At 68.2% G+C, this 23,291-nt stretch carries 20 protein-coding genes; 10 read left to right on the top strand and 10 right to left on the bottom strand.

The window, feature by feature from the left end:
- Positions 1–63: 63 nt before the first annotated feature.
- Positions 64–1,302 (top strand): dipeptidase, encoded by a 1,239-nt coding sequence (locus tag ACXU4B_RS11735; RefSeq protein ID WP_131412322.1) that lies wholly within the window; start codon positions 64–66, stop codon positions 1,300–1,302.
- A gap of 129 nt (positions 1,303–1,431) precedes the next feature.
- Positions 1,432–2,121 carry a M15 family metallopeptidase gene (locus ACXU4B_RS11730; protein WP_131412884.1) on the top strand — a complete coding sequence of 230 codons (690 nt, stop codon included), beginning with the start codon at positions 1,432–1,434 and terminating at the stop codon, positions 2,119–2,121.
- Between the two features lie 49 nt (positions 2,122–2,170).
- Here ACXU4B_RS11730 and ACXU4B_RS11725 read toward each other — a convergent pair whose 3' ends face one another.
- Positions 2,171–2,839 (bottom strand): hypothetical protein, encoded by a 669-nt coding sequence (locus tag ACXU4B_RS11725; protein ID WP_131412324.1) that lies wholly within the window; start codon positions 2,837–2,839, stop codon positions 2,171–2,173.
- Between the two features lie 38 nt (positions 2,840–2,877).
- Positions 2,878–4,386 carry an anthranilate synthase component I gene (gene trpE, locus ACXU4B_RS11720; RefSeq protein ID WP_425481428.1) on the bottom strand — a complete coding sequence of 503 codons (1,509 nt, stop codon included), beginning with the start codon at positions 4,384–4,386 and terminating at the stop codon, positions 2,878–2,880.
- A 116-nt stretch (positions 4,387–4,502) separates the two neighbouring features.
- Between trpE and ACXU4B_RS11715 the strand changes: the two genes are divergently transcribed.
- Entirely contained in the window at positions 4,503–5,663 is a 1,161-nt protein-coding gene (locus ACXU4B_RS11715; protein WP_131412328.1) for a hypothetical protein, read from the top strand.
- Between the two features lie 5 nt (positions 5,664–5,668).
- On the opposite strand, the gene ACXU4B_RS11710 is transcribed toward ACXU4B_RS11715, so the two are convergent.
- From ACXU4B_RS11710 to pdsR, 3 genes are read right to left on the bottom strand one after another with little or no spacing between them, the layout of a single operon-like run.
- Complete coding sequence (locus ACXU4B_RS11710) at positions 5,669–7,681, bottom strand: ATP-binding protein (RefSeq protein ID WP_131412330.1); 2,013 nt, start codon at positions 7,679–7,681, stop codon at positions 5,669–5,671.
- 25 nt (positions 7,682–7,706) lie between these two features.
- Entirely contained in the window at positions 7,707–8,300 is a 594-nt protein-coding gene (locus ACXU4B_RS11705; protein WP_131412332.1) for a hypothetical protein, read from the bottom strand.
- Positions 8,300–8,989 carry a proteobacterial dedicated sortase system response regulator gene (gene pdsR / locus ACXU4B_RS11700; protein ID WP_131412334.1) on the bottom strand — a complete coding sequence of 230 codons (690 nt, stop codon included), beginning with the start codon at positions 8,987–8,989 and terminating at the stop codon, positions 8,300–8,302. The genes ACXU4B_RS11705 and pdsR overlap by 1 nt, the downstream gene beginning before the upstream one ends.
- A gap of 381 nt (positions 8,990–9,370) precedes the next feature.
- Here pdsR and ACXU4B_RS11695 point away from each other — a divergent pair, with 381 nt between their 5' ends.
- Positions 9,371–9,502: a hypothetical protein gene (locus tag ACXU4B_RS11695; protein WP_276322579.1), complete on the top strand. Its 132-nt coding sequence runs from the start codon at positions 9,371–9,373 to the stop codon at positions 9,500–9,502.
- Positions 9,503–9,730: 228 nt separating this feature from the next.
- On the opposite strand, the gene rpe is transcribed toward ACXU4B_RS11695, so the two are convergent.
- The 3 genes from rpe to ACXU4B_RS11680 all read right to left on the bottom strand — a co-directional run bounded on the left by rpe (position 9,731) and on the right by ACXU4B_RS11680 (position 11,695).
- Positions 9,731–10,411, bottom strand: coding sequence for a ribulose-phosphate 3-epimerase (gene rpe / locus ACXU4B_RS11690; RefSeq protein ID WP_131412336.1), 681 nt, complete (start codon positions 10,409–10,411; stop codon positions 9,731–9,733).
- Positions 10,412–10,571: 160 nt separating this feature from the next.
- Positions 10,572–11,384, bottom strand: coding sequence for a co-chaperone DjlA (gene djlA / locus ACXU4B_RS11685; protein ID WP_131412338.1), 813 nt, complete (start codon positions 11,382–11,384; stop codon positions 10,572–10,574).
- Positions 11,381–11,695, bottom strand: a complete 315-nt coding sequence (locus ACXU4B_RS11680) for a c-type cytochrome (RefSeq protein ID WP_131412886.1) — start codon at positions 11,693–11,695, stop codon at positions 11,381–11,383. Before ACXU4B_RS11680 ends, djlA begins: the two co-directional genes overlap by 4 nt.
- 269 nt (positions 11,696–11,964) lie before the next feature.
- On the opposite strand from ACXU4B_RS11680, the gene ACXU4B_RS11675 reads away from it, so the two are divergent.
- The 3 genes from ACXU4B_RS11675 to ACXU4B_RS11665 all read left to right on the top strand — a co-directional run bounded on the left by ACXU4B_RS11675 (position 11,965) and on the right by ACXU4B_RS11665 (position 13,808).
- On the top strand, positions 11,965–12,861 hold the full coding sequence (locus ACXU4B_RS11675; protein ID WP_165583228.1) for a phosphoribosylaminoimidazolesuccinocarboxamide synthase: 897 nt from the start codon (positions 11,965–11,967) through the stop codon (positions 12,859–12,861).
- Complete coding sequence (locus tag ACXU4B_RS11670) at positions 12,861–13,319, top strand: Mpo1 family 2-hydroxy fatty acid dioxygenase (RefSeq protein ID WP_131412340.1); 459 nt, start codon at positions 12,861–12,863, stop codon at positions 13,317–13,319. The genes ACXU4B_RS11675 and ACXU4B_RS11670 overlap by 1 nt, the downstream gene beginning before the upstream one ends.
- Positions 13,320–13,397: 78 nt before the next feature.
- The gene (locus ACXU4B_RS11665; RefSeq protein ID WP_131412342.1) at positions 13,398–13,808 is read left to right on the top strand and encodes a hypothetical protein; all 411 of its coding nucleotides are present in this window, start codon (positions 13,398–13,400) and stop codon (positions 13,806–13,808) included.
- Between the two features lie 42 nt (positions 13,809–13,850).
- On the opposite strand, the gene ACXU4B_RS11660 is transcribed toward ACXU4B_RS11665, so the two are convergent.
- Positions 13,851–16,037, bottom strand: a complete 2,187-nt coding sequence (locus ACXU4B_RS11660; RefSeq protein ID WP_131412344.1) for an alpha-amylase family protein — start codon at positions 16,035–16,037, stop codon at positions 13,851–13,853.
- A gap of 67 nt (positions 16,038–16,104) precedes the next feature.
- Positions 16,105–17,433 (bottom strand): APC family permease, encoded by a 1,329-nt coding sequence (locus ACXU4B_RS11655; protein ID WP_131412346.1) that lies wholly within the window; start codon positions 17,431–17,433, stop codon positions 16,105–16,107.
- A gap of 222 nt (positions 17,434–17,655) precedes the next feature.
- Between ACXU4B_RS11655 and ACXU4B_RS11650 the strand changes: the two genes are divergently transcribed.
- From ACXU4B_RS11650 to ACXU4B_RS11640, 3 genes are all read left to right on the top strand, one after another.
- A complete protein-coding gene (locus ACXU4B_RS11650; RefSeq protein WP_131412348.1) occupies positions 17,656–18,981 on the top strand; it encodes a tyrosine/phenylalanine carboxypeptidase domain-containing protein in 1,326 nt (441 codons plus the stop codon).
- An 80-nt stretch (positions 18,982–19,061) separates the two neighbouring features.
- Positions 19,062–20,165: a DNA polymerase IV gene (gene dinB, locus ACXU4B_RS11645; protein ID WP_131412890.1), complete on the top strand. Its 1,104-nt coding sequence runs from the start codon at positions 19,062–19,064 to the stop codon at positions 20,163–20,165.
- Between the two features lie 370 nt (positions 20,166–20,535).
- The gene (locus ACXU4B_RS11640; RefSeq protein ID WP_240734158.1) at positions 20,536–23,223 is read left to right on the top strand and encodes a TonB-dependent receptor domain-containing protein; all 2,688 of its coding nucleotides are present in this window, start codon (positions 20,536–20,538) and stop codon (positions 23,221–23,223) included.
- Positions 23,224–23,291: the final 68 nt, after the last annotated feature.

Below are 23,291 nucleotides of genomic sequence, written 5' to 3'. Positions count from 1 at the left end.
TGGCGGCGACGGGCAAGGCTGAGCACTGGCCGGCGAAGCACCGGCCGCACAGGGGGAGCATGCATGAAGGCGTTGGGCACACTCGGCACTACCGTCGCACTGGCGCTCGCAGTCGCCAGCGCAGCGGCAGCGGCAGCGGCAGCGGCAGCAACACCGAAGGATCCACCGGTCACGCTCGACACGCATGTGGACATCCCGTTCGGCTACATGCGCGAGGCCCGCTTCGACGCCGGCAAGCCCAGCGTGCTGCAGGTGGACCTGGACAAGATGGAGCGCGGCGGCCTCAATGCCGCGTTCTTCATCATCTACGTCGAGCAGGGTCCATTGACGCCCGCCGGTTACGCTCATGCGGTGGCGCAGGCGCAGCAGAAGTACGACGACATCGCGCTGATGTTGCGCACCTATCCGGATCGCATCCGCCTGGCCACCACGCCGGGCCAGCTGCGCGCCAACCGCGCGGCCGGCAAGCTCTCGGCCATGATCGGCATCGAGAACGGCTATTCGCTGGGCCATGACCTGAACAACCTCGATGCCGCCTATGCCCGCGGCGCACGCTATGTGGGCCTCGCCCACATGGGCCACAACGACCTGTGCACCAGCTCGACGCCGATGGCCGAGCTAGGCGACCCGCCGCTCAGCGATGCCGGCATCAGCGATTTCGGCCGCAGCGTGGTGAAGCGCGCCAACCAGCTCGGCATCATGGTCGACATCTCGCATTCGTCCGACGCCTGCGTGCGCGAGGTGCTGTCCATTTCCAGCGCGCCGGTGATCGCCTCGCATTCGTCCTCACGCGCCCTGCTCAACCATCCGCGCAACCTGCCCGACGACCTGCTGCGTGCCGTCGCCGCCAAGGGCGGCGTCATCCAGGCCGTGGCGCTGAAGGGCTTCCTGAAGCTGGATCCGGGTCGTGACCTGGCCGAAAAAGCCCTGCAGGCACAGGTGGCGAAGCAGGCTGGAGACGCCGCCTTCGACAGCGAAAGGCACGCCTACCTGCCGGCCTATGTCGACGGCATGCGCCGCATCGACGCGGCCTTCCCGCCGGCGACGCTCGACGACTATGTGGTGCATATCCGCCACCTGGTGGAGGTGGCGGGCATCGACCATGTCGGCATCGCCTCGGATTTCAACGGCGGTGGCGGCATCGCCGGCTGGACGGATGCCACCCAGACCCGCAACGTCACCGCCGCGCTGCGCCAGCATGGCTTCAGCGACGACGACATCGCCAAGCTCTGGGGCGGCAACCTCATGCGCGTCTGGGACGAGGTCACCCGGCGCGCCGATGCACGACACGGCACCGGCTGATAGCGTAGCGGCCACCGTCTGGCGGTCGTCGGCAGGATCGATCCGCGTGCCGCTGATGGCGACGACGCGGGTGCTGTCTTACTCAGGGGGGGCATGCCTGTGAACAAGCAGCTTGGCAGGTGGTTGTGCATGGCGGCGCTGGCGTGCGCCGGTGGCGTGGCGGCAGAGTCGATCATCACCATGTCGCCGGCAACGACGATCGCCGAGGCGAGGCTGGTCGACATCCGGCAACTCGTGCCGGACATCATGGAAGACATCAAGTACGCCGGCAGCGACAATTTCGTGGGCGCGCCGGTGGACGGCTACCTGGCGCCGAAGTGTTTCCTGCTGCGGCCGGCCGCCGAAGCGCTGGCGCGGGTGGAACGCGACCTGCGCCCGCTGCACCGGCGCCTGCAGCTGTTCGACTGCTACCGACCGGCGCGTGCCTCCAGGCACTTCGTGCGCTGGGCCGCGGATCCGGCAGACCAGCACACCAAGGCCGCGCACTACCCCGACATCGACAAGCGCGACCTGATGGGCGACTACATCGCCCCGTTGTCGGGCCACAGCCGCGGTGCCACGGTCGACCTCACGATCATTCAATGCAATGAGAACGACGAGCGCTGCGCGCCCCTGGACATGGGCACGATCTTCGACTTCTTCGGCACCCGGGCCAATACCGACTCGCCCTTGGCCACCCCTGCGCAGCATGCCAACCGCGCGCTGTTGCGCGAGGCCATGGAGCGCGAAGGGTTCCGCAATTACGCCATGGAATGGTGGCACTACTCGCTCTCGCCCGAGCCCACGCCCGGCGTGGTCTACAACGTGCCGGTGCAATGAGCCGGCACGGATTCCCCCGGACCAGGGCCGCCGCCACTTGTGGCCTGGTTCAGGGGCTTCGTGGCGCCGGCGGCGGAAACGCCAGCACGTCGGCCGTATAGCTTTCGACTACCAGGCTGAAGGGTCGGTTGTCCTGGTCGTACAACACCGCGCGGTGTTGCAGCAGGTGCTGCGGGAACACCAGCGCGCTGCTCGCGGCCACGGGCCAGGGCGCACCGCTCTCCCAACCCGCCGGCAACGGCGACCACAGCAGGTCGGCCGCCAGCGTCTGGCGACGGAAGTGCAACGGCTGCACGACCTTGCCGAACGGCGCATCGGTCGTGTCGAGTTCATGGTTCATGGCCTCGCTCAGGCGCGAGGGCACGTACCAGTTGTCCGCATCGGACAGCACGTGGCCGCCGCAGGCGAGCCGCACGCGGCGATAGCGCACCGGCTCGTCCGGCCCGATACCGAGCAGGGCTCGCGCGTCATCCGGCAGCGGCTTGTCCGCGCCGCGCACGCGTTCGGCCACGACCCTGGCGTCGGCGGCCAGGTGATGCGCGTCGCACCAGCGCTCGAGCGTAAGCGTGGCGCTCGGGTGACTGAGCAGGTCGGCGTTGAGCGATTCCAGTAGCGCCAGCACTTCCACCCGCGACATGGCATCGTCGCGCCATGCGGGCGGTGCCGGCTCGCGCGCCAGCACCGGCGTCAGCAGCAGGCTGCCGGTCATGCCCAGCATGCATGACCGCATCGCGACACGGCGCCCGCGGCTCATGCTCAGAGCCCCCGCGCCGCCTGCGCCACGGCGCGGAACAGCGCACGGCCCTTGTTCATGGTCTCTTCCCACTCGGCCGCAGGGTCGGAGTCGTAGACGATGCCGGCACCGGCCTGCACGTGCAGGCGGCCGTCCTGGATCACGGCGGTGCGGATGGCGATGGCGGTGTCCGCATCGCCCCACCAGCCGATCCAGCCGATCGCGCCGGCGTAGATGTTGCGCTTGTACGGCTCCAGCTCCTGGATGATCTCCAGCGCGCGGATCTTCGGCGCGCCGCTGAGCGTGCCCGCCGGGAAGGTCGCCTTCAGCACGTCCATGTAGCCCACGTCGGGCCGTACGTCGCCCTGTACCTGCGACACGATGTGCATCACGTGCGAATAGCGCTCGACTGCAAACGATTCGCTCACTTCCACCGTACCTGTCTCGCTGATGCGGCCGATGTCGTTGCGGCCAAGGTCGATCAGCATGACGTGTTCGGCGCGCTCCTTCGGATCGGCCAGCAGCTCTGCTTCGAGCGCGCGGTCCTCCTCGTCGGTGGCGCCGCGCTTGCGCGTGCCGGCGAGCGGACGCACCAGCACCTTGCCGTCCTTCAAGCGCGCCAGGATCTCCGGCGACGAGCCCACGATCTGCGTGCCGCCCAGGTCGACGAAGTACATGTAGGGCGACGGATTGAGCGCACGCAGCGCGCGGTACACGTCGACCGGACGCGCATTGAAGCCCACGCTCAGGCGCTGCGACGGCACCACCTGGAAAATGTCGCCGGCGCGGATGTATTCCTTCGCGCGCTCCACCATCGCCTCGAATTCCTCTCTGGTGAAGGAGGACTTGAAGTCGCTTTCGTCCAGGGCGGTGGACTGGTTGAGCTGCGGATACGACGCCCCGCCCTGGCGCAGTCGATAGACCAGCGCGTCGAGCCGGCGCTGCGCCTCGGCATAGGCGTGCGGCTGCGAGGGGTCGGCGTGCACGATCAGGTATAGGCGCCCCTTGAGGTTGTCGAATACGGCCACTTCCTCGGCGAGCATGAGCAGCACGTCGGGCGTGCCCAGTTCGTCGGCGCGGTCCCATTGCGCCAGGCGCGGCTCGATGTAGCCGATCGTCTCGAAGCCGAAGTAACCGACCAGGCCGCCGCTGAAGGCCGGCAGTTGCGGCAGGCGCGGCACGTCGTACTGCTTGCGCAGCAGCTCGATCTCGCCCAGTGGATCGTCCACGTGGCGGCGATCGGTCACTTCACCGGCGTCCTCGACTTCCAGCTCGTGGCCGCGCAACCGGTAGATCCGCCGGGCCGGCAGGCCAATGATGGAATAGCGCCCCCACGTTGCCCCGCCTTCGACCGATTCGAACAGGAAGGTATACGGCCCGTCGGCCAGCTTCAGGTACACCGACAGCGGCGTATCGAGGTCGGAAAACACCTCGCGCACCAGCGGTATGCGGGTATGACCGTTCGCGGCCAGGGCGTCGAATTCGTCTCGGGAGATCACGTGGGGATCCGGATGAGCAAACGGGAGGGGCATTGTAGGGGCTGCGCGGCGGCGAACCGAAATCCGTGCACCGCTTGTTCGCCCGACCCCACGCGCCTACGCTTGCCCCATCGGTGCACGACGCGGCACTCGCAGGGGAATCGAAGGGTATGGACTACCGTTGCCTGGTACTTTCCGGTCGCCTGCTAGACGGCCAGGACCCCGCCACCGTCCACGCGCGCCTGGCGGCCGCGTTCGGCATGGAGCTGGGAGGCTTCCGCGAGCGCGTGTTCGAGCGCGCCCCGCTGATCATCCGCCGCGGTCTGGATGCCGCCACGGCCGACGCCCAGGCTACCCAGCTCCGCGGCCTGGGCGTGGAGGCCGACGTGCTGCCCGACAGCGACACGCTGGTCTGGCTGCGGCGCGACCAGCAGATCCGCGGACCGCTGCCGAAGCAGGCCCTCGACCACTACGCGCGGTCCGGCGACCAGTGGTGTGACGACGGCGGCCAGACCTGGTTTGCCTGGCAGCCGGCCAGCGAGGGGGCGATTGTTCCACCGCCGCTGCCCGCCAGCGAGGCACCGCCATGGACCGCCCAGCCGCATGACCTGCCCCCGCCGCTGCCGGCCTCGACGCCCGTCCAGGCGCCGACGGCAAAGACACCGCTGTCCAGTGCAGCCATCGTGGCGATCCTGTTCGGCGTGCTGGCCTTGCTGTGGTATCCGCTGGCACCCGTTGCCGTGCTGCTGGCGCTGCTCACCCTGGCCTACCTGTACCGCCGGCCCTCGTTGCGCGGCAGGCCTCATGCGGCGGTGGCGCTGGCGCTCGCCGCCATGGCCTTCGTCCTGTGGATGGCACACCCCGCCCCGACCCGCGTGGCGCAGCCCTATGTGCCGCGCCCGCTGCAGCCGCTCGCGGCGCAGGCGCCGGCCGTGGCGCCAACTGCCGTGGCCTGCGCCGCCAAGGCTGCGGCGCCAAAGAACGACGAGGACCGCTTCCTGCTCACCGGCCAGCGCCTGCTGACCGGCAGGGCCCAGCGCAAGGGCGACACCTACGTCGCCGAGGCTGCCGTGTCGGTCGACGATCAGTGCCATCCCGGCGCCCTGCAGCTGTACGTCTTCCGCCACGGCGTATTCATCGGCACCGCGCTGGAAACCGCCGCCAGCCTCGCCGGCACGCGCCTCACCGACTTTGACCTCATCGATGACCAGCACCTGCGCGTCACGCTGGCGCAATGCACCGACAAGCCGGGCGACTGCGCAGCCACCACGGTGAAACAGTTTGCCGTGCTGCCGGGCGGCGGCGGGTGGACGCTGGGCGAGGTGAAGTAACGCCGCTACAGGCGCTGGCGGGGCATGCCATGCAGCTGCAGGGTGAAGGCCACGCCGCTGCCATCCTCAAGGTTGCGCGCCAGCGCCACGCCGCCGTGGCGTTCGGCCACCAGGCGCACCACGTAAAGGCCAAGGCCCAGGTGCGGCGCATCGCCGGGGGTGGCCTTGTCGCGCAGGCTCACCAGTGAATCGAACAGTCGCCCCTGCATGGCAGCGGGCAAGGGCTGGCCCTGGTTGGCCAGTTCGATCTCGGCACCGTCGCCCATCGCGCGCAGCGTGAGGCGCAGCCAGCCGCCATCGGGCGTGAACGACAGCGCGTTGTCGAACAGCTTGTCCAGCGCCTGGGCAATCAACTCCGGCGCGCAATGCAGGTGCAGGGGCGCCTCCGGCAGCACGGTTTCCAGCCGTCGCGTGCCCGCCAGAGGGCGATAGGCTTCGCTGCAGCCGCGCACCACTTCCACCAGGTCCACGTCCTCGGGCTCGGCGGCCGCGATGGCGCGCTCCATGCGGCTGGCCTCGCTCATGGCGCGTACCAGCGCACCGAGGCGTGCCACGCCATCGCGCGCGCGCAGCAGGTAAGGCTGGGCATCGGGCGGCATCGCCTGCTGCGCCTGCAGGGCGTGCTCGAGGTTGTCCAGCGAAGATTTCACGATGGCCAGCGGCGTGTTCAATTCATGCGACAGCTTCGAGGCCAGCGTACGCAGGTAGTCGGTATAACCGCCCACGACCTCAAACAGCCGCTCGAAGCTGCGCGCCAGGTCGCCGATTTCGTCCTCGGCAGCCGTCATCGGGAATGGGCCGTCCAGACGTCCATCGTTGAGTTGCGCGCGTTCGGCCGCGTCGCGCAAGCGACCCAGGCGCAGGCTCAGGCGCGTGGCGAAAATCAGCAGGATCGCGCCGGCCACCAGCAGTACGCCAAAACTGGTGAGCAGCAAGCCGAGCAAGGCGCGATTGGCCAGCAGCGGCACCGCCCGGCTCGCCTGCTCCAGCAACAGCACGCCGCGCACTTGTCCATCGCTTTCGATCGGCACCGCCGCCGCGAGGATCACGCTGCCGCGCGCCTCGCCCTGTCGCCACAGCGTGGCGGGCCGGCCTGCGCCTGCCTCGCGCACCTCGGCCACGTCGATGCGCGGCACGTCCTGCGTCCACGGCTCGGCATCCTCGACCTGATCGGCCAACAGCGAACGGTAGACCAGCGCGGCGAACCAGCCAGGCTGATCGCCGGGCGCCGTCGCCGGCGTGGCGAGGCGACCGGTTTGCGCCAGCAGCCAGCCGCGCGGCGCGAGCACGCGCGCCTGCACGCCATCGAGCGCCAGCTGGCCCAACTCCCGCGAGAGCGAGGGCGAATACGTCAGCAGCGGCAGGCGCTCGACCGCCTGCGGATCGCCGCCGGTGGCCGCGTCGTAGACCGACAGCCCCAGCGAATCCAGCGCGAGCCGCCGTGGCAGGCGCAGCTCGACGTGATAGCCGCTGCCGTCCTCCTGCCATTGCGCGGTGACCAGCGCGGGCAGTCCGTCCACCGCCGGATCGAGCGGCTGCGCGGTGAGCGCCCCGGGCGCCGCGCTCGCGAGCAGATAGCGGCGCGACTGCTCCCCCTTGCCGAGGCTCAGTACCAGGTGATCGGCCAGCAGGGCGTTGGGATCGCCGGCATCGGCACGCGTGCGGTGCGTGCTGCGCACGTCCGCGTAGAGATAAAGCCAGTCGGCGTCCTCGGCCAGCAGCAGCTTGCCGCGCTTGTCGAGCGGCTGGCTCCACGGCGTGAGCGGCGCCCAGTCGTCGCCGTAGCCATCGATGGTGATCGGGTTCGGCGTTTGCTGCACATACCAGCCGGGACCGGCCGGCGGCAGCGGCGCGTCGGTGACCACCAGGCTGCGCGCCATCGCGCGCGCGGACGCCGTCAACGCCTGGGCCTGGCCTTCGCGCAGCAGGGTTTCCATCTGTCGCACGTAGAGCCAGCCGGCCACCGGCAGGGCCAGCGTGCACAGGGCGACGAGCAGCAGCTTGCGGCGCAGGGTCATGGCGGGACGATACCGAAAACGACGCTCAGTGCTGCGTTCGGGCGGTGGCCGCCGGGGCGGCGCGGTCAGCCAGGTAGCGCGACTGCTGCACGACCTGCCGGAACAGCGCCAGCAGCTCGTCCTTGCGCCGGTCGTCATGCGCAAGCGTCATCGACCAGCTGAAGCGGATGCCGGAGGCCAGGCCCGGATCGCAGAACACCACCACGTCGTCCTTGTGGTCGCTGCCCTGGTACAGCACGCCGCGACAGTCCACGGCCTTGTTGTCGAGCGCGAACACGCCTGCCTTGCCGCCCGGATCGCGATCCAGGTAGTGATGGCGGTCGTCCTGCACCTCGGCTTCGAGCGAGGACAGCTTCGAAGGCCACACATTGAGCACGATCACGCGCTCCGGCTCGCCGGTCCACTCGCCCTGGTAGAGCACCTCGTTGACGCCGATGGCCTGGGCATAGACGCAGCAATCCTGCGTCCAGCCATCGGGCAAGCCGGTCTGGATGGTCCAGCCCGGCACGTCGCGATCGGCCTTGCCGGAGACCCGCACAGCCTTGTCACTGGCCGCAGCGGCGGCGTGTACCGCGAAGGAAAGCAGCAACCCGACCACCAACCAGCACCCACGCTTCATCACGGCTTCCATCGATAGCCCACGCCGTGCACCGTCTCGATGGCGTCGAACTCCGGTGCCACCGCGATGAACTTCTTGCGGATGCGCTTGATGTGCGAGGTGATGGTCGCGTCGTCCACCACCAGCTCGGCTTCACGCATCAGCTGGTCGCGGTTCTTCACATGCCCGGGGAAACGCACCAGCGTGTGCACCATCCAGAACTCGGTGACCGTCAGCGGGATCTCCTCGCCGTCCCAGGTGATGCGCATGCGCTCCGATTCCAGCTTGAGCGGGCCGTGCGCGATCACGGTCTCGCTGGACGCCGGCACCTTCAGCGACTCGATGCGGCGGAACAGCGCCGCGATGCGCGCCGCCAGCTGGTGCAGGCTGGTGTCCTTGCTGAGGTAGTCGTCGGCGCCAAGGCGCAGGCCGGAGATCACGTCGAAGTCCGAATCGCGCGCCGTGAGGAAGATGATCGGCAGCGTGGCCGACTTGGCGCGCAGCTCGCGGCACAGGTCGAAGCCGCCCTCGGGCTCGTCGCCCAGCCCGATGTCGATGATGACCAGTTCGGGCAGGCGCATCGCGAACGCACCGGAGGCCTCCTGCCGCGAACCGTAGCCACGCGTCTCGTAGCCGAAGCGGTTCAGCGCCTCGACGTAGTTGGCGCGGATCAGCGGTTCGTCTTCGACGATGGCGATGCTGCGGCCCATGGGTCACTCCAGGTTGACGATGGCGCGCAGCGTGCAGTGTGTGGGCCGGGCACGCAAGCTGGTCGGCGCCACTGCCCGCATTTCGCCACCTGCGGCCGGCGCCCCGCCATGAAGTGCCTGCGCGGCGCGGCAGGCACCCTGCGCCGCTGCCCGCGTGCCGCCCGATCTTGCCCGCAAATCGCCACATTCGGGCCCGCAGGCATGCTCTCGCCGGTAGCCGAATGGGGTCGTCTACACAGGAGTCCGCACCATGCACCCCACCGGCCAGCCGCCCGTCGACCCGAATGCCGAACTGCACGGCTTTGAGCCGCTGCGCGTGGTGCTGGCGCTGGGCGCGCTCCTGCTTGGCCTGGTCATGAGCCTGCACTGAGGAGGCCCCGCATGAACGAAGACGCCAACCTGAACGACCCGTTCCTATCACCTGCCGTGGAAGGCTTGGAGGCGGCCGGTGCGCACGGAAGCGCGCCAGCCGCCGGGGCTGATGAGCCCGATCCAGACTGGCAACCCTTTTAAACAGCCCTCGTCCAACCCTGTGGGTACGTTCCTTCCCCGCCTCTGGCGGGGATTTTTTTTGGGCGCGGCAAAGTAATTCGCAAAAACTGGGAACCAAATCCGCCAGCGCCGGTCACACCTTGCGGTAACGGCGGGTTCTTGCCGTGGATCCGTGGTTACTGTGTGGTCTCCTCACACGTCGTTCCGACGAAACTTGTCCCGGCGCGGGTTGCGCCGGGATTTTTCTTTTCAGCCGCCGGCCGACGCCAGGTTCTGGCGCATCGCCTCGATCACGGCCCGGTAGTCGGGCGCATTGAAGATGGCCGAGCCGGCCACGAAGGTATCGGCGCCCGCCGCCGCGATCTCGCCGATATTGGCCGCGGTGACGCCGCCATCGATCTCCAGCCGGATGGCGCGGCCGCTCTCGTCGATGCGGCGCCGCACCTCGCGCAGCTTGTCCAGCGCCGAGGGGATGAACTTCTGCCCGCCAAAGCCCGGATTGACCGACATCAGCAGGATCAGGTCGAGCTTGTCCATCACGTAGTCCAGCCAGCTCAGCGGCGTGGCCGGGTTGAACACCAGGCCTGCCTGGCAGCCGGAATCCTTGATCAGGCCGATGGTGCGGTCCACGTGCTCGCTTGCCTCCGGATGGAAGCTGATCAGGCTGGCGCCCGCCTTGGCGAAGTCCGGCACGATGCGGTCCACCGGCCTGACCATCAGGTGCACGTCGATCGGCGCAGTGACGCCGTAGTCGCGCAACGCCTTGAGCACCATCGGGCCCATCGTGAGGTTGGGCACGTAGTGGTTGTCCATCACGTCGAAGTGCACCCAGTCCGCGCCGGCGGCCAGCGCCCTGGCGGTGTCCTCGCCCAGCCGGGCGAAATCGGCGGAAAGGATCGAGGGGGCGATGACGTTGGCTTGCTTGCTCATGGGATGGGCCCGGAGAAAGGAATGGGAAACGGACGGCGACGGCGCCGGTTGGCCGCACGCCGCACGGATGCGGCGGGCGCCGCAGCCGGAAGGCTCCGTGGCGATCGCGGCATTTTGCCACGACGACGGGCCGGCAGGCCCTGGCCGTCCGGCGCGGTCCCTATTTGAAGCCGCGCTCGGCCTTGATCCGCTCGTAGGCCGCATTGATCTCGCTGGCGCGTGATTCGGCCTGCTTGCGCATCGCCTCGGGCAGGTCACCGAGGCGGTCCGGGTGATGCTCGGAGATCAGCTTGCGATAGGCGCGCTTGACGGCGCGGTCGTCCACGCTGCGCGCGATGCCCAGCACCGTGTAGGGGTCGGGGCCCTGGGTCGTGCGCTGGGGCGGCACGTAACCGCCATTGCCGTAGTTGGCATAGCCGCGTCCGCGCGAGCCGCCGGTGGCGTTCCACGCATAGCCCTTCATGGCCATCAGCGCCATCAGTTCCATGTCGCTCACGCGCAGCGCAAACGCCAGCTGGCGCAGGATGGCCATTTTCTCGGGCGGCGGATTGCCTTCGGCCAGCACCGTCTCGATCACCACGTCCAGCACGGGGAACGCATGGTCGCGGCGCAAGCCCACCCAGCGGCGCAAGTCCTCGATGGCGGGCGTGACGTCGAACTCCACCTGCTTGCCGGCGTTGAAACTGATGATGGCCTGCTTGCGCTGCTCCGGCTCCAGGCCCATGCGCTGCATCAGGCGCTCGGCGACGGCGATTTCCGCCTCGGACACGCGTCCATCGGACTTGGCCACCGCGCCCAGCAGGGCAAACAGCGGGCTGACATAGCCGCCGGCCTCGGGGGTGACGCGGCGGCGCTGGCCCTGGCGCAGGCTGTCGATGATGAAACCGGTGATGCCGCCGACCACGGCACCGGGCAGGCCGTGGCCGAAAATCAGCCCGAACAGGGCGAACCAGAGCGTCCAGGTAAAGGTCATGGGGTGCCTTGTGTTTGCGGCATCTGCGCGCTGTACCAGCGGGCCAGCGCGTCCAGGTCGGCCTCGCTGACCGGTCCGATGGCGGCACGCATCAGCGGCACGTTGCGGCGGCCGTCGCGGTACTGCCGGAGGGCTTCGCGCAGGTAATCGAGTTGCTGCCCGGCCAGGTTCGGCGCCCCCGGGATCTGCGCCATGCCGGTTTCGCCGTGGCAGGCCGCGCACAAGCCCAGCCGCGCCGGCCTGGCTGGCGCGGCGGCAACGGCGGGCACGGCAAAGGCCACGGCAAGCGTGGTGGCAAGAACGATGCGCATCGAAAGCAGATGGGCACGCAACACCCTATTCCAAGGGTGCGGTGCGGCATCGATGCGTGGCGGCTGGACCATGTGGGCGAACCCGGGGCTCAAAGGGCGCCGATTCTAGCAGCCGTTCGACTTGCGGCCCGGGGCAGCGCGTCACAGCGCCGCCGCCGGCACAGGCGTCAGCGGCTACAATGACCGGCTTGATCGCCGGCTTTCGGTCCGAGCCGGCACGCATTGTTTCCGTCCTGGATCGCCAGGCCGGCCAGCCAGGAGCGTTGAACGTGCCCACCACCCTGCTGCAATCGAACCTGCCCGGCCTGGAGCTGATCCATCGCGGCAAAGTGCGCGACGTCCACGCCCTGCCCGGCAACAGGCTGCTGATCGTGGCCAGCGACCGCCTGTCGGCGTTCGACGTGGTGCTGCCCGACCCGATTCCGGGCAAGGGCGAGATGCTCACCCAGATCTCCAACTTCTGGTTCGGCAAGACCGCGCACCTGGTACCCAACCATCTGCTGCACACGCCGCTGGACGAGGTGCTGCCTGCCGGTACCGACCTGAAGCTGTACGAGAAGCGTGCCGTGGTCACCCGCCGCCTGAAGCCGGTGCCGGTGGAGGCGATTGCGCGCGGCTATTTGATCGGCTCGGGCTGGAAGGACTACCAGGCCACCGGCTCGCTGTGCGGCATCCGCCTGCCGGCCGGCCTGCAGCAGGCGCAGCAATTGCCCGAACCCATCTTCACGCCGTCGACCAAGGCCGCCGTGGGCGACCACGATGAGAACGTGAGCTTCGACGCCGTGGTCGCTGCCGTGGGCGCCGACCTGGCCGAACAGGTGCGCGAGGCCACGCTGTCCATCTACAAGTGGGCCGCGGCCTATGCGGCCGAGCGCGGCATCATCATCGCCGACACGAAGTTCGAATTCGGCACCGACGAGAACGGCAAGCTCTACGTGATGGATGAAATGCTCACGCCCGACTCCTCGCGCTTCTGGCCGGCCGACGAATATCGCGTGGGCATCAGCCCGCCGAGCTATGACAAGCAGTTCGTGCGCGACTACCTGGAAACGCTGGACTGGAACAAGCAGGCGCCCGGCCCGCACGTGCCGGCCGACGTGATCGCCGGCACCTCGGCCAAGTACGCCGAGGCGCTGCAGCGCCTGGCCGGCATCAGGCTCGACTGATGAGCGACCTGCAGGATCGGCTGGACAGCTATAGCGCGGATCACCAGCATCCGACCAATCGCCTGCTGCACTGGATCTGCGTGCCGCTGATCCTGTGGTGCGCGATCGCGCTGATGTGGACCATTCCGGTGCCGCCGGCGATCGGTCGTCCCGGCTTCTGGGCCGTCGGCGTGCTGGTGCTGGTGTTTGCCTGGTACTGGAAACATTCGCATCGACTGGGTGGCGCACTGCTGATCGCGCTGGCGGCGCTGGCCCTGATCACCGAGCTGGCCTACCGGCAGCTTGGCCCGGGCTCTCTGCGGCTGCTGGCGGCCGGCGTGTTCGTGGTGGCGTGGATCGGCCAGTTCGTCGGCCATGCCATCGAAGGGCGGCGGCCGAGCTTCCTCACCGACCTCACCTACCTGCTGGTGGGCCCGGCCTGGCTGCTGGACAAGCTGCTGCGCCGCGTGGGCGTGTAACCCCGCCGAGCTGCCCTTCCCGGCCCACACCGGCGGCCGCCACGCCAGCGAACCCGTTAGCCTCCGACAGGATTTCCCGTGACCACCCTGCTTACCGTTCTAAGCACCCTGCTCTGGTGGGTGCTCTACAGCAGCATCGGCGCGCTGTTCTTCGCGATCATCGCCTGGACGGTGTTGCGCTGGATCGAGCGTTGCCCGGTGGTGTTCAACCGCACCTACCTCGCCTGCCTGGTGTGGAACCTGATCGGGCTGGCGATCGTGACCGCCGTGGCCATGCACGAAGGCCACCTGCAGCCGCCGTTCGCGCCGCTGCTGGGTTCTGCCCTGCTGCGCGGCGCGCTGGTGGTAGACATGCTGATCGGCGTGCTGGTGCTGTGGCGGCTGATTCCGCGCATCGATGCACACCGCATCCGCCCCACCAGCGCCTGCATGGCGGTGGCGGTGATGATGGCGATCGGCTTCGGCATCGCCACCAGCCTGGCCGGCTGACGCCCGGGCCTCCCTCACCACCGGGGCAAGGGAGGCGGCAGCTCAATAGCCGGTCTTGCGATTGGCCTTGCGTACCGCGTCGATGAAATTCACGAACGGCCGGTCGGTGATCGCCACCAGGCCGATGTGCGCGTTCTCGCCATCGAGCAGGCGGCCGGTTACCGGCTGGTCCACGTACTGGAACCAGTGCACGCCCACGATCGAAGGATCAGCCGCCGCCGCCTCGATATAGCGCGCATACGCCTCGCCACGCTGCTGCTCGGTCCACACCGGCACCACGCCCTTGCCGAACGGGCCGCGATCGTCCGAACCGAAATGGAATTCGGTGATCAGCGCCGGCTTGTCCATCTTGGCCACGGCGGCCGTGTCGAAGGCATGGCCCGGCACGTCCGCATAGGCGTTGAAACTCAGCACGTCGCAATACTGCGCGCAGGCGGCCACCGCTTCCGGCGTGTGCACCGCAAAGCGGCCGCCCAGGAACAGGTGATGCGGGTCGTGCTTGTGGATCGCCTGCGCCACGGTGCGGAAGTACTGGTCGGCGTACGCGCGCAACCATGCGCTGTAGTCGTCGGCGATGGCCGGATGCGCCTCGTCCGGAACGGGCGCGGCGAAATTGGTGGCGTCCAGCGCGTCCCACGAGTCCAGCGCGATGCTCCAGGCCGCGGCGAGTTTCGCGGGCGTGCCGTACTTCTTCTTCAGCACGGCGATGAACGCCTGCTTGGCCGGGCTGCGTGCCTCGCCGCGCAAGCTGCCCTGGGCAAGGCCCCAGCGCCCCGCCGGCCCCTGCCCGGCCCAGGCCAGTTCGTTGTCGGCGAAGTAGCCGAGCAGCCACGGGTCGTCGTGCACGTCCTTGCTCGCCTGGGCGACGGCGGCATCGGCTGCCTGCGCGAAGCGCGGATCGAACGGATCGGGCATGCGCCCCCAGTAGTCGTAGCCGCTGGAGACATTGCCGAACACGCCGCTGATGTTGATCGAGCGGGTGTACGCGAGGTGGTGCGTCTGGGTCAGCGCCTCGTCGCTCCAGTTGCCCAGCGAGTTGAAGCCCCAGTCCTCCAGCCGCTCGAGCGTGCGTGCGCGCCACGCCTGGCGCCAGTGGCGTCCATCGGCCAGGAACAGGTTGGCCGAGTAGTAGTCGAACCAGCGGCCGCGGTGGTAGCCGATGCCGGCCGACGCTGCCTGCTCGCCGGCAGGCTTGTTGTCGACGCCGTAGAACGGCGCCCAGCGCCCGTTGTCGCGCGGCAGGTCCTTGAACATGAACTCGCGGCCTTCGATGTAGGTGCGGCCACCGTCGTCGTCGACCACGTTCACGCCCAGCGAGAAGAAGGCGTGGCCTTCAGGGGTCACCAGATGCCAGTGCCCGTCGCGATTTTCGGTGCGGAACCATCCGCTGGCCTTGAACGGCGGCAGGTCGGTGCGGCCGCCGTAGCGGTCAAAACCCTTGCGCGCCAGCGGTGCCGCCACGACAGTCTGGCCGGGCTTGCGCTTGCCGCCGCGCAGCGATTCGTCGGAATCGACCTTGCCCGGCCACTGGCCGCGCGTGTACTGGCCCCAGGCATCGACGATGCCGGTATAGGCATCGCGCAGGTCGTGATCGCCCTTGGAAGTGTCGAGCTTGCCAAACAGCAGGGTCTGCGGCGCGGTCGGCGCGGGCGTGCCCAGGCGCACCGCCTTGACATGGGCCAGGTCGATCGAGCCCTCCACCATGGTCGCCAGCAGGATGCGTTTGCCGGCCTGCACATAGGGCATGGGCGGGCCGGCCTGCATGCCCATCGCCCGGGGCGAAGTGGCGTGCAGGGGCACCACCAGCGTCGCCGGCGCACCGGCCGGCACCGGGACCGTGGCGTGCAGGTGCTGGCCGTCAGCGGCGCCGTCGACGTCCACCGTCAGCGTCACCGCCCACGCCATCGCGTTCTGCATGTCGACATGCAGCGCGCCTTCCTTCGACCAGTCCCATTCGCCCTGGCTCAGCGACACCACCAGTTGCGGCTGCGGCGAAGGCTGGAACACGTAGCGCTGCAGCGCCAGGCCGGTCACGGTGACCGGAGCGCCTTCGCGTTCCACCTGATCGAGCGTGGTCTGCGTGGCGGGCCTGGCAGCCGCGGCGACCGCTGTCGTGCGCGCCGGCGCGGGCGCCGCGCGACTGAGGTCGGCCTGGTCGGTGTCCTTGCCCTTGTGGCAGGCGGTGAGGGTGAACAGGCAGGACAACGCGAGGGGAGCGATCCGATTCATCAGCGGCTCGGCACGGGGAAGTGGCGGCAGTATGCCTGCCTCGTCTGAAGCTTGCCTTGCCGCAAAATCATGCTGCCCTCCGCTGCCACGCGCGCCAGCCGTAATACACCGGCACGCCCATCACGATCAGCAGCAGGCTGATGCCGGCATCGCGCGGCGAATGGATGGTGGTGGCAACGATCACGCACAGCACCGTGCACACGAACAGCAGCGGCAGCAACGGATAGAACGGCACGCGATACGGCGAGGGCTCGTTGCGGAAACGGCTGCGATACCAGAACAGCGTGGCGATGCCGAACGCATGCGACAGCCACTCGCCCACCGTGGTGTAGTTGAGCAGTTGGCCAAAGCTACCCGACACTACCAGCACGATGGCCCACGCGCCGAGCACGGCCAGTGCGGCCTGCGGCGCGCGCGAACGCGCATCGATGCGGGCCACGCCACGGAAGAACATGCCGTCCGCGCCCATGGTCTGCAGCACGCGCGCGCCGCCGGCAATGGCGATGCTGCAATAGCCGAAGGTCGAACAGGCGATGCCCACCGCGATCAGGGTGGCGCCATGCTCGCCGAACAGCCGGCGCATCAGGTCGGCGGCGGGGGCCTGGCTGGCCGCCAGCCCGGCGTGCCCGAGGCCGGCCAGGTAGGCGAAGTTGACCAGCACGTAGCACACCACTACGCCACCGAGGCCAAGCCCCAGCGCGCGCGGCAAGGTCTGCTGCGGCTCGCGCACTTCGCCGGCCAGGTCATTGAGGTAATGGAAGCCGCCGTAGGTGAACAGCACCGGCAGCAAGGCACCGAGGAACGCCCCCGGCGGCACCGGGTGCGCCGCGTCCGGCGCCAGCACACTGCCCATGTGCCCGTGCGCCAGCACCACGCCGGTGATCACCAGCAAGGTGATCGCAGTGAGCTTGAGCAGGGTGAACAGGTTCTGCATGCGCGCGCCGGCCTTGATGCCGAAGAAATTCACGCCGACGATGAAGGCGATGGCGCCGGCCGCCACCGGCTTCACCCACAGCAGCGGCAGGCCGATGGCCGCGCAGAAATAATCCGCAAACGTGGTCGCCACCGCCGCCACGCTGCCCGGGTAATTGATCAGCGCCATGGTCCAGCCGAACAGGAACGCCGGCAATTGCCCGAACGCCTCGCGCAGGTAGATGTAGACACCGCCCGCCTGTGGCCGACGCGCGCCCAGCTCGGCATAGCAGAGCACGCCTGCCAGCGTGAGCAGGCCGCCCACCGCCCACAGCGCCAGCAACTGGGCCCCTGAGGACGTGCGTTCGGCCACGGTGGAAGCACTGCGGAAGATGCCGGCGCCGATGACGCCCCCGATCACGATGGCGGCTGCGTCCCAGGTGCCCAGGCGACGCAGGTAGGCGGGTGATGTCTCGTCAGTCATGGCGCGCAACGGAATCCTTGGGCACAGGTACGAAGGACGGACGATAGCGCGAGTGCGCCACCCACATCGACATGCGCCTGCAACATTGCGGCGCGGGCGAGACTTTTGGGTCCGACTCAGTAGTTCTTCGCTAGCGCCGCCCCGCTGCCCGGGCGCACAGTTCCATCCTCCCCACCGCTGCATGCCGGCCCGCACGGGGCCGGCGACCTGGAAGGAGGCGTCATGAGCACCGCCGCAAACGCTGTCCGGCCCGAAGACGACAAGGTTCTCGGACCGCTGCTGGAATGTGATCGCGCACTGATCGCAGCAAGCAAGAAGATCTGCGTATTGAAGACCATCGGCTGGCCGGCGGACATGGAAGCCACCTTCCTGGCCGGCTACGAGCGCGGCAACCCGGTGTTGCCCCAGCCACCGCAGAGGCAACCGGACCTCAGCCAGGAAATGGAGACGCTCAAGGCGATCATGGCCAGGCTCGACCGTGGCCACCCGATCGGCAACTGGCTGTTCAAGACCACGTGGAGCTATCTCACCGCGGCGCAGATGCTGATGGGCACGGGCACGGAAACCTTCACCCGCTGCTCCACGGCGCTGTACGGACGCCCGGACACCATCTACCCCAGCCAGACCTCCAACGCGGTGGACGCGGCGAACGACCTGCTCGCCATCAGCGACGACCTGGTCGGGCGCGAAGGCGTGCCGCCGGTGCCGGCCGACATTCCGGCCGAAGAATTCGCCCAGCGCCTGCGCGAGCGGCTCGGGCCGTTCTTCGACAAGGACAAGGTGGACGTGGTGCTCAACCCGGAGATGCCCTCCAAGGCCACCGCGGGCAGCAAGAGCATCAACCTGCGCTCGACGGCGCTGTTCTCGGCGCTCGACCTCGAGCAGCTCACCGAGCACGAGGCCTTCGTGCATACCGCCACCCTGCTCAACGGCAAGCACCAGCCCTATTTCAAGGCGCTGGGACTGGGGGCGCCGCGCACCACGCGCATCCAGGAAGGCCTGGCCACCTTTTCGGAAATCATCACCGGGGCGATCGACCTGAACCGCCTGCGCCGCATTGCCCTGCGCGTGGTGATGCTGGCACGCGCGCTCGACGGCGCGGACTTCATCGAAGTGTTCCGCGGTTTCCTGGAGGCTGGCCAGACGCCGACCGAGAGCTACCAGAGCGCCGCGCGCATCTTCCGTGGCGGCGACGTGCGGGGACGCATCTGCTTCACCAAGGACGGGGCCTATCTCGAAGGCGTGATGATCGTCTACATGTTCATCCGCAAGGTGTTGCAGGTCGGCCAGGCGGACATGCTGCCGATGCTGTTCGCCGGGCGGGTCACCACCGCGGACGTGATCACGCTCGCCCCGTACATGCAGAGCGGCCTGATCGCGCGTGCCGTCTACGTGCCGCCGTGGGCACGCAACACGCAACGCGTGCTGTCGCTGATGACCTTCTTTACGGCGGCGCAGCGGTTCCGGCTGGACACGGTGGCACTGGAGCGTTTCGTCGCCTACGAAGACGAACTCATCGACGAGAGCCTGCAGACGCCCTGGCAATGAAGCGGGCCGCGTGAGGCGACCGAGCGCAGGGGCGGGTTTCGTGCTTGACTGTGCGCCCCGCCCACCCGTCGTCGCCCGCCGTGCCATCGTTGCCCCGCAAGATTATCCACGTGGACATGGATGCCTTCTACGCGTCGGTGGAGCAACGCGACGACCCGTCGCTGCGTGGCAAGCCGGTGGTGGTGGCATGGCGCGGCGCCCGTTCGGTGGTGTGCGCGGCCAGCTACGAGGCGCGCACCTTCGGCGTGCGCTCGGCCATGCCGGCGGTGCGGGCGGAGCGGCTGTGTCCGCAGGCGGTGTTCGTGCCACCGGATTTCGTCCGCTACAAGGCGGTGTCGCGGCAGGTGCGCGAGATCTTCGCGCGGCACACCGACCTGATCGAACCCCTGTCGCTGGACGAGGCCTATCTCGACGTCAGCACGCTCCGCACCGGCCTGCCGTCGGCGACCGCCACGGCCGAGGCCATCCGTGCCGCCATCCGCGAAGAGACCGGGCTGACCGCCTCGGCCGGCGTGGCACCCAACAAGTTCCTCGCCAAGATCGCCTCGGACTGGCGCAAGCCCGACGGCCTGTTCGTGATCCGGCCGGCCCAGGTCGAGGCGTTCCTGGCGCCGCTGCCGGTGGGACGACTGCCCGGGGTGGGCAAGGTGATGGAAGCGCGCCTCACCGAACTGGGCATCGCCACCGTGGGCGACCTGCGCCTGCGGCCCGAGCATGAGCTGGAACAACGCTTCGGACGCTGGGGCCGCCGCCTGCACGAACTGTCACTGGGCATCGACGAGCACCCGGTGCAACCGGACCGGCCGACCCTGCAGGTTTCGGCCGAGGACACCTTTGCCACCGACCTGAAGCTGGCCGAGCTCGAGCCCCATATCCGCCGCCTGGCCGAAAAGACCTGGGCCGCCCACGAGCGCGAGGCGCAGGGCGAGCATGGCCGCCTGGCCCGCACCGTGGTGCTCAAGCTCAAGACGGCCGACTTCCACACCCTGACCCGCAGCGTGACGCCGGCGACCCGCCCCGGCTCGGCCGCCGAGCTGGCCGATATTGCCTGCGCGCTGCGTGACCGCATCGACCGCCCGGCCGACGCCCGCTACCGGCTGGTAGGCGTGGGCCTGGCCGGTTTTGTCGAGGCCGACAGCTTCGCCGCCCAGCAGGACTTGTTCGGAAGCCTTGCGCCAGGCTGAAGTCAGATGTGACGTAGCCCAGAAGCTGGTGTTAAGAACCCCTTTACTCGACATCATTTTCCTGAAACAGTTGGAGCGGGGGAAACCACGGCAACACGGCACCTATAGACGTCTATGCGCCTATAGCGGGGTTCCTTTGCCTATTAATCGGGGAGACACCATGCAGTCCAACTACAATCGCCTATCAATAGCGGTACGTTTGGCCCTTTCCGTCGGTATCGTTTCGACGGCAGCAGTGGCACAGGCTCAGGATGCAAGCGGGAAAGATTCCTCATCGACGTCTGGCCCTCAGGCCACCACCGATCAGGCCAAGCCGGCCAACGCCAAGACCCTTACCGCGGTTTCGGTTACCGGCTCGTTGATTCGACGCGTGGACGCCGAGACGGCCAGCCCGGTCGTCACGCTCGACCGCAGTGCCATCACCAACAACGGCAGCCCCACGCTGGGCAACGTGCTGCAGGCGCTTCCGAGCATCTCGGGCAACGCCACCAACACCCAGAACAACAGTAACGGCGGCGGCGGCGCGAGCCCGACGCTGGAAGGCGGCGACGGCGCGGCACGCGTCTCGCTGCGCGGCCTGGGCACCAACCGCACGCTGGTACTGGTCGACGGCCAGCGCCTGGCCAACGCCGACATCAACATGATTCCGCAGAACATGGTCGAGCGCGTGGACGTGCTGGCGGAAGGCGCCTCCACGGTCTACGGCTCCGATGCCATCGGCGGCGTGGTGAACTTCATCCTGCGCAAGGACTACCAGGGCGCCGAGCTGAGCCTCAACGACGGCATTTCCAGCCACGGTGATGCACAGCGCCACGGCGGCCAGTTCACGGTGGGCGCCAGTGGTGACAAGGGCAACGTCGTTGCCGGCGTCGACTACAACAAGTACAGCCCGGTGCTGGCAACCCGCCGCAGCTTCTCGTCGCACCAGCTGTACCTGTCGAGCGGCGTGGTCACGGCCGCCGGCTCGGGCACCATTCCGACGGGTCGCTTGCTGGTGCCGGTGTCGCAGTCTCCCGGATGCGCGCCCCGCGCGGGCACCACCAACACCTACGTCACCCTCGCCAACGGCAGCGGCAATGCCCTGAGCAACTACCGCTGCTACGGCGGCGCGGGCGACACGTTCAACTACAACGCCTACAACTACATCCAGACGGGCCAGGAACGCACCAACTTCTTTGTCGTTGGCAACTACAAGTTCAACGACCATGTGACGTTCTTCGGCGACGCGTTCTACAACCACACCCACTCCAGCGGCCAGGACGCGCCGGCGCCGACCAACGTCAACGACGGCTGGCATGTGCTGGCGAGCAACCCGAACAATCCGTTCGGCGTGACCTTCAGCTCGGGTGCGCTGGTTGATCCCAACGCCCCCAACGCCCCCAGCGGTTATGCCTTCGGCACCCGCCTGACCGGTCTTGGCACGCGCCTGCATACGTTCACCACCGACAACCAGCAGGTCAATGCCGGCTTGCGCGGTGACTTCGGCCAGAGCACCTGGATCTGGGACGCCAGCGTCGACTACGGTCATTCGCGCCGCGTCCAGACCAACTTCAACGAAGTGAACGTGCCGGCCTTCCAGGCGGCCATCGACGCTGGTGCGAACATCTTCAACCAGGCCGATCCGGCGGTGACGGCGCGGCTGAAGAACGGCGTGGACGCGCCGATGTACACCATGACCAACACCATGAAGCAGGGGCAGTTCAACGCGTCTGGCGAAGTGTGGGATCTCCCGGGCGGCCCGATGCAGGTGTCCACCGGCGGCCTGTATCGCAAGACCTCGATGGACTACAACGTCACCAGCGACGCGATCCTCGATCCGGCCACCGGTACCTGTACGGTGCTGGCCGAGGCTTGCGGCTCGCCGGGCGGCGGCTCCATCAACGTGAAGGAACTCTACGCCGAAACGCTGCTCCCGCTGATCTCCGAGCATCCGTGGGCCTATGCGTTGAACCTCGACCTCGGCGTGCGCCATTCGGACTACAACACGTCCGGCTCCACCACCAACTGGAAGGGTGCGATCGAGTGGCGGCCGATTTCCGACCTGCTGGTCCGCGGCACCATTTCGGGCGTGTTCCGCGCGCCCAACCTCGACGAGCTGTATGACGGCCGCACGGTCGCCGGCCCGGTGCTGACCGACCCCTGCGTCGGCCTCACCGCGGCGGAGCTCGCGCAGCACACGGCCGCCTGCCAGTTCGTGCCGCCGCAGTGGGGTGGCAACCCGCTGGGCCAGGTCACCGCCTACTACTCGGGCGCGGCCGCGATCGGCAGCACGCTCAAGCCGGAGAAGGGCAACTCGGTCGACATCGGCTTCGTCTATTCGCCGAGCTGGATGACTGGCCTGTCGAGTTCGCTCGACTTCTGGCACATCAACCTCAACGACATGCTGACGCCGATCACCGCGCAGACGGTGGTGAACGCCTGCTACGCCAACAACAACAGCCCGTACTGCTCGTACATCAACCGCTACGACAACACCAGCCAGCTGGCCGGTGCGGTCAATTACATCAATACGCCGGTCGTGAACCTCGGCAGCCTCAGCACCACGGGCGTCGACTTCACGATGAATTACGTCGTGCCGCACTTTGACATCGGCAGCGTGGATCCCGGCAACTTCAAGGCGGGCCTCAACACCACGTACACCTCGACGTACAAGAACGACGCCACGCCGGGCCAGCCGGGCGCGAAGTCGATCAACTACGCCGGCACGTACACGCAGCAGTTCGGCAACATCGCCCGCTGGCGCGGTACCGTCCAGTTGAACTGGAACCTGGGCAACTGGAGTGCGCAATGGCAGTCGCGCTACATCCATCACCTGACCAACCTCAACGCGGACTTCACCACCGGCGCCAGCGCGCAGATGGGCAGCGTCACCTACCACGCCATCCAGGCGGGTTACGAGTGGGCGTCGATCCATACCCGCTTCGACGTGGGTATCGACAACCTGAGCGACAAGGTGCCGCCGCTGGTCTACCAGAACGGCAACAACTACAACGTGGACACCGCGACGTACGACACCATCGGCCGCTACTACTGGGCTCGCGTGACGGTGAAGTTCTGATCTGATCGACCCATGCAGATGGCCGCGGCGAACCTGCCGCGGCCATCTCGCTGGTAGCATGACCGGAT

Source organism: Dyella soli (assembly GCF_054482295.1).
Note: the sequence above shows the minus strand (reverse complement) of the source record. Positions and strands in the feature narration are given on the sequence as shown.